At 40.0% G+C, this 14,829-nt stretch carries 5 protein-coding genes; 2 read left to right on the top strand and 3 right to left on the bottom strand.

Features of this window, described 5'->3' with window-relative positions; genetic code table 11:
* The first annotated feature begins 2 nt into the window (after nt 1-2).
* Both IPK35_04755 and IPK35_04750 read left to right on the top strand, forming a co-directional pair.
* Nucleotides 3-7,730 (top strand): HYR domain-containing protein, encoded by a 7,728-nt coding sequence (locus IPK35_04755; GenBank protein ID MBK8052596.1) that lies wholly within the window; start codon nt 3-5, stop codon nt 7,728-7,730.
* A 389-nt stretch (nt 7,731-8,119) separates the two neighbouring features.
* The gene (locus IPK35_04750) at nt 8,120-11,746 is read left to right on the top strand and encodes a fibronectin type III domain-containing protein (GenBank protein MBK8052595.1); all 3,627 of its coding nucleotides are present in this window, start codon (nt 8,120-8,122) and stop codon (nt 11,744-11,746) included.
* A 469-nt stretch (nt 11,747-12,215) separates the two neighbouring features.
* On the opposite strand, the gene IPK35_04745 is transcribed toward IPK35_04750, so the two are convergent.
* From IPK35_04745 to IPK35_04735, 3 genes are all read right to left on the bottom strand, one after another.
* A complete protein-coding gene (locus tag IPK35_04745; GenBank protein MBK8052594.1) occupies nt 12,216-12,392 on the bottom strand; it encodes a hypothetical protein in 177 nt (58 codons plus the stop codon).
* A gap of 82 nt (nt 12,393-12,474) precedes the next feature.
* Nucleotides 12,475-13,251 (bottom strand): DUF4397 domain-containing protein, encoded by a 777-nt coding sequence (locus IPK35_04740; protein MBK8052593.1) that lies wholly within the window; start codon nt 13,249-13,251, stop codon nt 12,475-12,477.
* Between the two features lie 15 nt (nt 13,252-13,266).
* Entirely contained in the window at nt 13,267-14,808 is a 1,542-nt protein-coding gene (locus tag IPK35_04735) for a SusD/RagB family nutrient-binding outer membrane lipoprotein (GenBank protein MBK8052592.1), read from the bottom strand.
* Nucleotides 14,809-14,829 lie beyond the last annotated feature (21 nt).

The following is a 14,829-nucleotide window of genomic DNA, read 5'->3' as shown; positions in this document are numbered from 1 at the left end:
GCATGAGGACAATCACGATAATAGATACACAAAGACCAATCATTACATCACCACCGAGAGATACGGTGACCCAATGTGATGGAACGGGCAATTTGAGCCAGTTGAACACCTGGTTGAGGCATCAGGCAGGAGCATTGGCCAGAGATACTTGTAGTGTACTATCATCGTTGACTTGGACAACGCCTGTTTTGATACACACTTTAAATAATTGTGGCGGTACACGGGTGTATACTTATCGATTCGTATCAGCAGACGCTTGTGGTAATGAATCACTTCCTTCATTTGCAACATTTAGTATTTTGGATGATACAATTCCGATGATTTCTGTCCCTGCCAAAGATAGTATTGTTCAGTGTGATGGTGCAGGAAATAATGCACAACTTTCAGGATGGCTTTCTGCACATGGTGGAGCTATCGCTAGTGATATATGCAGTGGTCCTGTGACTTGGAGTTACAATCTGGTGAGACTAACACAAAATTGTGGAAGAACCGGTACACAACATTATAGATTTACTGTGATGGATGCTTGCGGCAAAACCAATTATACCGAAGCAAACTTTATCATACAAGATACAACAAGACCTGTGATAGTGAATCCGGCAGTTAATTTTCAGGTACAATGCGACGGATCCAACAATGCTTCTCAAATATTAAACTGGCTCAATAATAATGGCTTTGCTTCTGCTCTTGATGCTTGTAATGGCGTGACATGGACCAACGATTATGGGACTATCTCCAGCCCTTGCGGAACGACAGGTGCTGTCAATGTTACGTTTACTGCTACTGATATATGTGGCAATAGAAATACAACAACAGCAATATTTACTATCCGTGACACAATAGCGCCAAGGTGGGTCATTGCACCTCAAAATCTGAGATTGACATGTGACGGTACTTCCAATCCTAATGAAGGCATCACTTCGTGGCTCAATACTGTTGGAGGTGGTTTAGCTACGGATAGTTGTTCATTAGTTACCTACAGCAATAATTTTACACGATTATCCAATGGATGCAGTGCAAATACCGGTAACGCCACGGTTACTTTTTATGGCAGGGATGCTTGTGGTAATGTCGATTCATTACGAGCAACAGTAGTAGTTGAGGATATCACTCCTCCTTCTATTCAAAGTCCGGCAAAAGATACAATTGTAAACTGTAATGGGTCAGGCAACATTTCACAATTAAACATCTGGCTTCAAAACAATGGTGGGGCTATAGCATCAGACAGATGCAGCGGAGTAAGAACCTGGAATTATCGTCGTATTGATACTATATTAAATTGTGGTTTGACTCGTGAAATCAGATACGCTTTTACGGCGACAGATTCTTGCAATAATACTTCAGTTGAAACAATCGCCAAATTTATAATCAGAGATACCATGCCTCCGATGGTGATACAATTGCCTCGTGACACAGTGGTACAGTGCAATGGAAGCGGCAATACAGGTGTCCTGGCAACATGGCTAGGCGATTTTGGAGGTTTTAGGGTTTCAGATGTTTGCAGCGGTCCTGTAACCTATTCCCGAACCTTGATAAATGAAACAGATTTATGCGGACTTACAGGAAATGGGCGTTACAAATTTACAGCCACTGACCGGTGTGGCAACAGCATTTCTGCAGAAGCTGAATTTGCTATCATTGACACTATTGCACCATTGATCACACCTGGAGCTGACAGCAATATCGGTGACTGTGCCAGTACAGGAGCAGGTAATTATCCGGAGTTTGATTTCTGGTTAACCAATCATGCAGGTGCTAAAGCTGCAGATGTATGCGGTGGAGTTACCTGGAGTAATAATTATCATCCAAGCAATTGTGTGACACAATGCGGAAATGCAAGATTCGTTTTTGTTAAATTTTATGCTACTGATATCTGTGGTAATGTGGATTCCGTAAGGTATAGATTTGGAGTGGGTGATGTATCTCCTCCTGTTTTTACCAATTGCCCGAGACCACCGATCATCGTTGATGCTCCTGAGGGATGGTGTAGTGCCTTCGCTAATTTTTCACCTATGACAGCAACTGATAATTGTAGTGTTGTTACAGTCAGACAAATTGATAATACCGGTTACAAATCAGGAAGTTTATTCCCCGTTGGGACTACAATTCTGTACTTTGAAGCTAAAGATGGATGTGGCAACGCAGATACTTGTTCTTTGAAAGTTATTGTAAATGATTTTCATGTACCTCCGGTCATGACTTGCCCGCCTTCTGTCACCGTGAATAACGATCCATTGCGGTGTGGAGCCATAGTGAATGGACTCAAACCCACCAAAGTAGAGGATAATTGCAGCAATAATGTGACAGTATCTTATACGATTCGTGATAAAGACAATACAATCATATCCTGTGGATTTAATGATGCCAGCGGATTTATGTTTCCTGTAGGAAATAATATTGTCAGTTACACTGCCAAAGACCAGCCGACCTTGCTTATCACCGAAGTGATCAACGATGGAGTTAGAAACGGTGTTGAAATAACCAATTTTGGACCAGCAGCTGTAAATATTGCTTGTTTGTCTGTTGAAAGATTGGGTACAACGCCTGAAATCTATACCGTTGAAGATACGGTACTAAGGGTAGGCGGTGTGTACACACATTTATTTACCAATATTCCGGCAAACTCCCCTTCTGGATATATGATCAGGTTTATGGATAACATGATCGATGGAGTGGCAACCAATGGATATTCGCCCACCGCATTTTCATGGACAGGAACCCTCTCTGCAGGTACTGCCTACAGACACAGGGTTTGTGATACAGACAATAGTCAGGATTTCAGAACAATAGACGGTTGCAATCCTCACTCATTTGGTTTGTTTAATCCCGGACTGCCGGTCATGCCTGACAATGGAGACACCACGTCACTACAGAGCAGACCACCTTCTATAGCTGTATGTAATGTTAATGTCAATGTCAGAGATGCAGAATTTCCATATTGCTCTACTTCAGACACCATAACGTACAGTGCTCCTGGATTGCCTGCGAACATCACTTCCGGACTTTGCACGGCTTCTGCTGTTTCTGTGCCGGTGAGCCCAAATAATATAATCACTGATATTAATATCATCAATCTTGAAGGCACTTATCCAAATGTTGGAGATTTGGTCTTCAGATTAGTGAGTCCTGCAGGTAAGGAAGTAACACTTATGTCAGGGGTTTGTCCCTCTGCAGCAAATTTTGATATAAATTTTGATGATGAAGCATCAACTTCCATTTCAGCAGTTGCATGTACTACCCCGGTTGGCCAAAACAACACATTCAGACCTTCACAGCTTCTTAGACAGTTTTTTGGTGAAAGGTCTGACGGAACCTGGTTACTTGAAGTATTTACAACCGGTACTCATTCGGGACAACTTACCAATTGGCAACTACAAATTGTAAGATCAGCAACTTACACTCAGGAGGATACTGTTTTGTCCAATGAAACAGGAAGGTGCGGTGCTAATTTTAGGTGGCAACATCCCAGATTGGCTGACAACTGTGGTATGGGTACGATTCGGGTGGACTATACTACTTCGGATGGCATAAATGTCCCAGGAAGCGGACTTTTAGCGGGATTGGGTGGTCAGGTGACCAGCCAATACTTTGAAGTGGGTACTACCGTCATCACTTATACATTGACCGATCAGGCAGGAAATGTGTCCAGATGTAGTTTTGAAGTTACGGTTCAGGATAGCGAAAGACCTGAAATTAATCCATCATCTTGCCAAAACCTCACTGCAGCTCTGAATCCGACACAATGTGAAATAAGCATTCCTTATCCCGTATTGACAGCCAATGACAACTGTGGTATTACAAGGTTTGTGTATTCACCACCTGCAGGGACAAGATTTAAAGAAGGTACCCATAGTGTGATGCTGATCGTGTATGACAAAGCGGGCAATGCTGATACTTGTAATTTTACAGTAACTGTGCTACCTTTTGTTCCTTCCACAAATTCAATGACCTGCCATTCGAATATCAACGTGTCACTTGATGGAAATTGTCAGAGTGTTATAGGCCCTGAAATATTATTGACTGGAACAAGTTATGGGTGTTTGGCTGATTATTGTGTTACCTTAATGGATGCTTCAGGCAAAGTCATAGGGTCTTCTGCCAATCTCACTAATATACTAAATAAAGATCATATTGGTAAAATCATCACTGCAAAAGTATGTCAGGATTGTAGTGGTAACGGAAATTGCTGTTGGGCTACCATCAAGGTTGAAGCCAAAAACATTCCGGTGGTAGAATGTCCAAAAAACATCACTATCAATTGTAACGAGAGTGATGATCCTTTGTTTACCGGTGCTCCAATCTTAAAATCGTGCGAACCGAATATTCAAATTTCATTTGTTGATGACTATGACGAAAATGATTATTGCGGCAATCCAAGGGCAGTCATTGACAGGATTTGGACTATACGGGATATAGATAATAATGAGGTTACCTGCAATCAAAAAATCGTAGTATTGCCATTTTCATTGGATTCAATAAGATTCCCAGTTGATTATGTTTTGGATGACTCGTATGATTGTGACGACGTAGCAAAAAATCCTGATCTCATAAGTGTAGACAGTACAGGGTATCCAACAATCAGTGGCAAAGATGTTTTTGGAGATCATTTATGTGAATTCAATATAGGATATTGGGATGAAAAGTTAATAGATGCAAATTGCAAAAGCAGTTTTGAAATTTTGAGACATTGGATAATCAGAGACGAATGCAGGCCTGTGGAATTAAATAAAAACCCGTTGCGACACATTCAGTTTATCAAAGTTAATGACAAAAAACCACCGGTATTTAAAAGGTGTTTTGATGATGTAACGATTTCTACAAGTGATAAAAATTGTACTGGTGAATTTAAATTACCAGCTTTGTCAGGATTGATCGAAGATGGTTGTGGTAGTATCAGAAGCATTTCAGTTACTGTCAATGGAGGAACTGTGGTAAGTACCGGCACAGGTGTTTTCAAAAATTATGCTTTTACAAATTTAACCGTTGGAGAACACACCGTAAAAATCAGAGCTATGGATCAATGTCGCAATAGTGCGTTGTGTATATTTAAAATAACCGTCCTGGACAAAACACCACCATTAGCAATATGCAACGGAAATCTCAGGGTTTCTTTGTCGTCAGATGGAAAAGCCCGACTGGTGCCTTCGGTTCTTGACAGGGGTAGTTATGATAATTGTACTTCTATAGGTTACCAGATCTATAGGAGAAACACTTCATGTGCCGGCAGTAAAGATACCTTGCCTTCGCAACACATTGACTTGTGTTGTGATGACATTGCTCTTAGTCCGGTGATGGTTGTATTACGTGTTTGGGATGATGCAGATAAAGATGGTGTGTTTGGGTCACCAGGCGACAATTATGCGGAATGTATGAGTTCAGTTATTGTGGACTACAAGTTGGCACCAGAATTTAAGTGTCCTGATCCTGTCACCCTGACTTGTGATCGGGATTACAAAAACCTTGGATTGACTGGTCAGCCTAAGGTATCTCAAGCATGTAACTTGGCACAGCTAAAATTTGAAGATGATATCCGAGCTTTAAATAGTTGCGGCATCGGTCATGTGACAAGACGGTGGTACGAAGCTGACCGTCCGCAGAATAGTTGTCAGCAACAGATCATTATGACACCAATTTCATCGATTGATGAAACTTCTATAAAATGGCCATTAGATACAACATTGTTTTGTACGCAGACCGATTACAATAGCGTTCCTTTTATACCTGATCGTCTTTGTCATCAGTTAGGTGTCACTGTAAAAGTGGATACCATCGGCAGTACCCAAGATGGATGTTACAAAGTTTTAAAACATTGGACTGTTTTAGATTGGTGTCAACGTGAGCTGGATCCAAATAAAGGAAAATGGACTCATACACAGACTATCAAATTTACTGATAATAAAGCTCCGGTCATTCAAGCGTGTCAGAATGTGGAAATAACACACTCAGGGTGTTCTTTAGATACCTTAGATATTGTTGCATCTGCCGTAGATAGTGGTTGTGTATTGAATCACAATTTGACCTGGAATGTTGAAATTGATATCAATGATGATGGAACTATAGACCGAACAGTTACTTTACATGGAAATCAAGTAAAATATAAACTTATAAATGCCAATATTGGTCGCCTCATGGTAAAATGGACGGTCAGGGATGCATGCAATAATGCGAGCACGTGCAATCAACTGATCAATGTTGTCAGTAAAAAAGCACCATTGACTTATTGTAAGAATCTTGCTATTTCTCTTTCTAATACCCAGGATGGCATTGTTTTAAAAGCTAAAGATTTTAACAATGGAAGTACTGATGCATGTGGTAAAGCAAACTTTCTGAATTTTTCTTTCTCTAATGTAATTGCAGATAGTGTGAAGCGTTTCAATTGCTCAGATATCCCAAATGGAGTTTCAGTATTGATACCTATTACACTATGGGTTTCAGACAAAGAAGGAAACAAATCTCAATGTGCTGCTAATCTGAGTGTTCAGGACAATGCCAATCAATGTCCTGATTTAAGTGGGGTGACCAATTCGATTTCTGGTAGAGTACATACTGAGTCAGGTAATGGAATGGAAGATGTCAAGCTCTATTCTTCAATGGAAAGAAGTGAATTACCTCATACAGTTACTTATACCGATCAAAGTGGAAAATTTAGCTTTCTAAATAATCATGAAGGGCAAGTATACAAAATTCAACCCGAATATGATAAGAATTGGCTCAACGGAGTATCAACGCTAGATCTTATTTTAATTCAACGACATATTTTAGGATTGGATCAAATCAAAAATCCATACTTGTTACTTGCCGCGGATGTAAATAATGATAGTAAGGTTACTTCTGCTGATTTGGTAGTATTAAGAAAATTGATTTTGGGTATTCAGGAAACTGTCCCAAATCAATCTTCATGGATATTTGTACCTAAAAATTTCCGATTTACTGATATAAATAACCCATGGCTGTTTCCTAACCACCTGATGATAGAACAATCAAAACAGGATGTGGTAAATGCTGACTTTATAGCTTTAAAAACTGGTGATATTAATTCGAGTGCCAGTGCGAACTCAAATAATTTTATTACCGAAGCGAGAAGCCAACTTCCATTCATTTTATACTATGATATTCAACCATTGGAAGTAGGTGGACAATCGTTGATCAGGTTCTATTCTTCTGATATACAATATCTTAAAGGATTGCAATTAGGATTTGACGTAGGGGATAAAGGAAAATTAAACTTTATAGATGGTTCAATGATTGTTGACGATAGTGAGTATCATATTACAGGGAATAAAGTTAGGCTGAGTTTATCCAATATTAAAATCAACGACAACTCCGGTAAACCATTATTTGGATTTATAGCAGATGATGCAAATAGAATTGAGTTACTTTCAAATATGTGGAAAAATGAAGCCTATCTATTTGATGACTTACATATTGCACCAATCAAATTACAGAAAACTCTCCTGCCAAATGATGAAAACGCTTTTATAGTCTTCCAAAATATTCCTAATCCATGGAAAGATCAAACTGTCATAGGTTTTAATATTTATTCTGACGACAAAGTAGATTTGGAAATAAGAGATGTCAATGGTAAGATCGTTTATCAAAATAGTACTTATTTTAATAAGGGATACAATGAATGGATTTTGAAAAAGAGTAGCTTACCATCTGGTGTATTTAGTTATACGTTGAAGTACAAGAATGAATCAAAATCCAACAAAATGATCATTATTGAGTAGAATATTGGAGTCAGAAATCATCCTTCAAAACTATCATTCTACTAAGAAATTTTGATTTTGGCTAAGATAAAAGCAAAAATTTTAGATCAATTGCATTTTAAAGATTTAAAATTTTTGCTTTTTCTTTTGACTGATCAGTCCACAACATAACAATGGCTTTAGTAACGGGATTTGATCTCCATTTTCCTTTTTCATATTATAAATAAGTGTTATAAATCACTATATATCAATATATTATAAAATAAAATATATAGATACCAGGGATGCAAAAGTGAGATTTAGTTTTTAATTTTACAACTGAAATCTCATTCTTCAAAATTTGTAATTTTAAAAATACTACCTTCTTAAGGAAGTTTTTGAAAAAATTGCAAAACAAAAACATCCCTACGATGAAAAACTTAATACACCCGATTTTACTTTTTATTCTTTTATTAGGATTTTTACCAGGATATACAAGTGTTCGCCTTGATGCTGAAAAGGAATCAGTAGACAATATGTGTATAACTCCGGGAACTCCATTAAATCCGACAGGAAATGCGTTTTCTCCCAATCAAGCAATTCTTGACTGGTCACCAGGCTCACCAGCCGGTTCACCTGAAATCACATATTTCTGGGTGATAGGTACTACTCCTGATGTAACCTATGGGAATGGAATCGCTTATGGTACAACTACAGATACATGGTTAGGAGTGATTTCATTGTATCCGGGCACAACCTATTATCTAAGAGTGTATGCACATACCAGCTGTAATGGCTCATCTTCTTCCTATGCCACATCGGCAGCATTTACGACACCTGGTGGTCCATCGTGTGTCACACCTGGTACACCTGTGGGTGTGACTGCGACAGCTACCGGACCGACCTCTGCGAGTTTGGATTGGTTTGCGGGCTCACCAGCGGGATCATCTACTGTGACCTATTATTGGGTGGTGGGCACCTCGCCATCAGTTGCCTGGGGTAGTGGTACAGCTCAGGGATCTACGACATCGACGTGGGTAGGAGTAAATTCCTTACTACCGGGTACGACCTATTATCTGAGAGTATATGCCCATACGAGCTGTAATGGCTCATCTTCCTCGTATGCTACATCGGCACCATTTACGACACCGGGTGGACCATCGTGTGTCACACCGGGTACACCTGTGGGTGTGACTGCGACAGCTACCGGACCGACCTCTGCGAGTCTGGATTGGTTCGCTGGCTCACCAGCAGGATCATCTACTGTGACCTATTATTGGGTGGTGGGCACCTCGCCATCAGTTGCCTGGGGTAGTGGTACAGCTCAGGGATCTACGACATCGACGTGGGTAGGAGTGAATTCCTTACTACCGGGCACGACCTATTATCTGAGAGTGTATGCCCATACGAGCTGTAATGGCTCATCTTCTTCCTATGCCACATCGGCAGCATTTACGACGCCTGGTGGTCCATCGTGTGTCACACCGGGTACACCTGTGGGTGTGACTGCGACAGCTACCGGACCGACATCTGCGAGTCTGGATTGGTTTGCGGGCTCACCAGCGGGATCATCTACTGTGACCTATTACTGGGTGGTGGGCACCTCGCCATCAGTTGCCTGGGGTAGTGGTACAGCTCAGGGATCTACGACATCGACGTGGGTAGGAGTGAATTCCTTACTGCCGGGCACGACCTATTATCTAAGAGTATATGCCCATACGAGCTGTAATGGCTCATCTTCTTCCTATGCCACATCGGCAGCATTTACGACACCTGGTGGTCCATCGTGTGTCACACCTGGTACACCTGTGGGTGTGACTGCGACAGCTACCGGACCGACCTCTGCGAGTTTGGATTGGTTTGCGGGCTCACCAGCGGGATCATCTACTGTGACCTATTACTGGGTGGTGGGCACCTCGCCATCAGTTGCCTGGGGTAGTGGTACAGCTCAGGGATCTACGACATCGACGTGGGTAGGAGTGAATTCCTTACTGCCAGGCACGACCTATTATCTGAGAGTGTATGCCCATACGAGCTGTAATGGCTCATCTTCTTCCTATGCCACATCGGCATCATTTACGACGCCTGGTGGTCCATCGTGTGTCACACCGGGTACACCTGTGGGTGTGACTGCGACAGCTACCGGACAGACCTCTGCGAGTCTGGATTGGTTTGCGGGCTCACCAGCGGGATCTCCAAATGTCACTTATTATTGGGTGGTGGGCACGAGTGCTTCGGTCACTTACAACAGTAGTGGAGCAGTTGCACAAGGAAATACATCTTCCACCTGGGTTGGGGTCAACAGTCTCCTTCCTGGTACAACTTACTATCAGAGAGTGTATGCCCATACGAGCTGTAATGGCTCATCTTCTTCCTATGCCACATCGGCAGCATTTACGACGCCTGGTGGTCCATCGTGTGTCACACCGGGTACACCTGTGGGTGTGAGTGCGACAGTCACTGGTTCTACATCGGCAAATCTAAACTGGTCTGGCGGTTCTCCTGCCGGATCACCTACTGTTACTTACTATTGGGTGATTGGAACTTCATCTTCAGTAACTTATGGAAATGGTATGACACAAGGATATACTGCACTAACTTCATTTAGTTTAAATAATCTTCAGTCCGGCACTACCTATTATCTTAGAGTTTATGCCAGAACGGACTGTAATGGTTCAGTTTCCTCCTATGCTACATCAGCAGCATTTACAACTTCGGGTGGTTGTGTAGCTCCTTCTTTACAGGCCAGCAATATTTCATTTTCAAATGTAAGTCCACAGCAATTTAGAATTCAATGGACAAATGGAAACGGAACACGAAGAATAGTCAAGATCAATACATTAAATGGTTTTACCCTTCCTAATAACGGTTCAGACCCGACTCCCAATAGCCATTATTCCGGTTCAGGCGAACAAATAGTATATAATGGCACCGGCAATAATGTCACTGTGACCGGACTTCCTTTAAATTCGACCATTTGGGTTAGAATATTTGAAGCAAATTGTAGTGGAGTGAACTCTGTTTATAATATCATTAACTCTACAAATAATCCTTCAAGTCAAAGAACAATTACGGTGTTGCCTGCTATGAGCTCTTTTGTGGGATCTGAGGCCGGTTTGAATTCCAATAATGAAGAGATTCAAATACCATTCTATACTATAAGGGACTTTGATGAATCTATACCATTGATGCACTTGCTATCTGATGGTTCCACTTCAACTAGATTTACATTGACTGCTTCCAATGCCCGAAGTTTTGGATTCAGAGTGGTAGACAGCATCGGTAGGGTAGTTACGGATAGCAATAGGACACTTGATTTGGCGAGATTCGGAAAATTAGATACGGCTTTTGCCGTGGCGCACGATAAATTGGTAGCCAAATTTACTCATCCCACCATACCTCATACGTCCTTCAGCCAAAATCTTAAATTACAAATCCTATATGAGGGAGGTCTGCTTGGCTTAGACATACCTATAAGTTTTCTGAGACCTGCTGCCCCGCTTGCTGCTGAATTGGTGGATTTTTCAGGAAAGTATCTTGCAAGCCAGCATGTAAATCAGTTACAATGGACCACACTCAGTGAATATAACAATGATTATTTTGAGATTCAGAGAAGCATTGGCAATGGCGATTTTGAAGCCATAGGAAAAGTATCGGGAATCAATAGACCCAATCTCTACTCCTACACAGACCATGACATTGCCCCTACAGGGGTACACATTTACAGGCTCAGACAAGTGGACTATGACGGGACGGAGACATTGAGTGATCAGATAGCTATCAAAGTTACAGGTGACACCGATGTCAAGACTCGTATATCACCCAATCCGGCCACCAACTTAGTACATCTGCAAATCGAAGGCAACACTGAAGATAATGTAAGAGTGAAATTATTTAATATGTCTGGACAAAGGGTCATTTCAGATATGAGTGAAAAAATGACTGGCGATGTTCAGATCTTTGAATTGAATACTTCGTCATTGCAAAAAGGGATGTACAACCTTGTCATACAGATCAAAGATCGCATTTTCCATCATAAACTTTTGATAGTAGATTGAAAGCTGAAAATGTAAAAATAAAAAAGCCGGAATCAAATTTTGATTCCGGCTTTTTTGTATCTATCATTGATAGCATACATATTACCCACTAAAGAAAGTATCTTAAAATATTTATTTAATTGGCAAGACAATGTCTTTTTCAGTTTCTTCAAAAATTAATAAAACTATTTCACCATTTGATTTAAGTCTTTTTATTCTTTCTTTTCCTGAAATTAATTTGCTTTCAATATTTTAATATCCCGACGTTTTATTATTGGATTCAATAATAAATTTCTTGACGTTTGGATATTTATTTAAAAGATTAATATACTCTAAAGTTGACTGAACATTTTTACTTTCCCTTTTGAAAAGCTTAAAGTCTTCATCAAATTTATAGGATTCCTTCTTTTTTTCATCAGTTATTACTTTTTGATTGTAATATTTCAAAACTTCCTCTTTTGGGTAAAATCGTAGTAGTGTATACCCTTCTTTAATTGTATTTGAGTTCAAAAAAACTATCCTGAAGATTATATGCCATCGCCATTTTATAAAGCTCTGAGTCATTCCATAAAATTACTGGTTTATTGTTATTACTAGCTTGCCCAAAAAGGCTGTTTAAATTCAGGAGTATAAATATCCAGATAAAACAATTAATTAATGTTTTCATTTTTGAATACTTTAATTACTGAATATAGATGTTACACTTTATCATTTGTAAAATTATAAAAAAAACATCCCGTTTTTATATTCTACTTATTTGTATACCAATTCACGGTAGGTGTCCTAACTCCCGTCTTCCCTTGTGTATAAACAGTGTACATTTTACCTCTACCTTTTGGAGAGCCATTAATACTATATAACCTTGTAGTACCAGAAAATACATCCAAAGTATCTACGGTGGTATCATACTTTAGTTTTACAAAATTTGTCACCTGTTTATAGTCAATATTGGTAAAGATATCTTTTCCTTCTCTTCTCGAAAATAATCTTACTGGTTGGGCTGGTGATGCCACCACTAAATTAGTAAATCTCAGGGCATAAGTAACTGTATCCAATGCTTCAAGCTTGTCTTCCACTACGACTAAATCTCTGGCAATACTATCTCCTGCCATAAATATCGAATAGTACTTCTTCGCATCTAAGGTTACAGATTTTAGAATCGCTGTATCACCTGCTATCGGAGGCGCAATAGATGCAGGTGTAGTACCTACTGCTGCCACTTTTCTGTCTTGCAATAACAATATGTTGCCAGTACCGGGATTTACCTGCGCATAAGTACTACCAGGCCATACACCCGGAGCTGCCAATCCATTGCCCATAATGAGGTTATTATTTAAATAACCTAAGAAACGGGTAGTTGTGGCAGTCTTTAAAACATGTGAATAAGTATTAATGATTTTAATATTCGAAGCATTTTCATTTGCAAATTGCCATTCCTGGTTTTGATCAATAAGATTTTTTTCACAGGATATCAATAATGTGAAAGCAAAGAGACTATATAATATTTTAGATATTTTAATTTTCATTGTTTAAGGTTTTTATTATTTTTGAGAAAACCATACAGGTTTAGTGTGATAATTTGCATCATTAGCGCCAATTAAACCCAATTCGGTAAAATTCCATAAATATTCTGAATTGTATCTAGGCCTTACCCTTTGTACTGGCAATCCTCCATTGTCAGGGTAAATTGTTGTTGGAAATTGGAAAGTAGCATAAATATCCGGACTATACTGATATCTTCTTAGGTCTACCCACGTTTCTTCAAAGCCGTATCCCCAAAGGGCCACGAACTTTTGCATCATGATGGTACTTAGAGTAAGGTCTGATGAATTAGCTGGGCTCACCTTATTGATGAAATCTTCAATCTGAGCTGTGGTCATTGTTGTGTATCCTGTAAAATGTTTGAGCAGCGCATTCATATTACCCCTGATTCCATTTTTGTATGCGGCCAATGCTGTAGCTTTGTCTCCTTTCAAAAATGCAGCTTCTGCTTTGATAAACTGTAGCTCAGCATAAGTCATAATAGGAAAAGGTGATCTGTTTTTAAAATAGGTCCGGGAAGCAGTATCTATACCAGCTGCAGGAGATGCTGTTGCCACAAATCCATAAAAATTAAATGTTTTCTGGGCTGCAGGTACACTCGTTGCTTCGCCTGATGCTACTCTGACTCCTCTAAATTTATTATCGGTGGACGGTTTAAAGATATATGCCATCCGCGGATCTATTGCACCTGTAAATACGGTTCCATCCATATACCTTATGATTAAATCACTAGCTCTGTAAGCCGGTAAATTCTGTCTGATTGGTCCGTAGAAGTTAGCTGATAGAGTGCTGATTGGATTATTTTCGAAATTGATCATCACATCGTCGTTTTCATTAGCCAGTGCAGCATCGACTGCCTTTATGACATCATCCGGTTTGTAGGATGATTTTAAGGAGTATCTGTGCAGCACCTTTGCTCTGATACCGTTCGTATACTTTATCCATTGATCCAGATTGCCTTTGTTCATCCAGAAGTCTGCTTTTTTGAAGGATTCTGATGCTCCTTTTTCTTTGGCTTTATTCAGTTTTTGAATGGCAAAATCGCACTCAGCAAGGGCTTTTTGATACACTTGTTCCTGAGGGTCAAATTTGAAAGTTAGTGCACTGGTATTGAAGGCTTCGTTTAGGATGACTTCACCATGGTAATCTGTCAAAGTCAACCAGCCATGTGCCATGATGGCGTGGCCTGCTCCAGCAAAATCCAGCTGACCTTCTTTTTCTGCATCGGCAATCATATTCAATACATTAATACCGGATGTCCAATAATGACTTCTCCACTTATCGCCACCATTGTCTGATCCCGGATCGTAACCCATCCTGTCCCATGTACCGCCGGAGGTAGTGATTGTCCAGTAATGCACATATCTGCCCAAAAATCTGGAGTCAAATTGGTACCCTCTGGCTATATTGGCCTCAATAGATGGAAGGACTGTCTCAGGCTTAGCTGTTGTGCTTGCATTGGGATTGAGAAATGCATCATCCACATATTCTGAGCAACCAAAATTTACTATCAAAATAAATAAGATTATTAACTTTTTCATTTTATAATTATATTTTTTATA

It is taken from the genome of Saprospiraceae bacterium, from assembly GCA_016713025.1.
Lineage (GTDB): Bacteria > Bacteroidota > Bacteroidia > Chitinophagales > Saprospiraceae > OLB9.
Note: the sequence above shows the minus strand (reverse complement) of the source record. Positions and strands in the feature narration are given on the sequence as shown.

What these genes read in the sequence shown, in the direction of transcription:
- IPK35_04755 (MBK8052596.1), top strand. Translation starts at nt 3, where the DNA reads ATGAGGACAATCACGATAATAGATACACAAAGACCAATCATTACATCA.
- IPK35_04750 (MBK8052595.1), top strand. Translation starts at nt 8,120, where the DNA reads ATGAAAAACTTAATACACCCGATTTTACTTTTTATTCTTTTATTAGGA.
- IPK35_04745 (MBK8052594.1), bottom strand. Translation starts at nt 12,392, where the DNA reads ATGAAAACATTAATTAATTGTTTTATCTGGATATTTATACTCCTGAAT.
- IPK35_04740 (MBK8052593.1), bottom strand. Translation starts at nt 13,251, where the DNA reads ATGAAAATTAAAATATCTAAAATATTATATAGTCTCTTTGCTTTCACA.
- IPK35_04735 (MBK8052592.1), bottom strand. Translation starts at nt 14,808, where the DNA reads ATGAAAAAGTTAATAATCTTATTTATTTTGATAGTAAATTTTGGTTGC.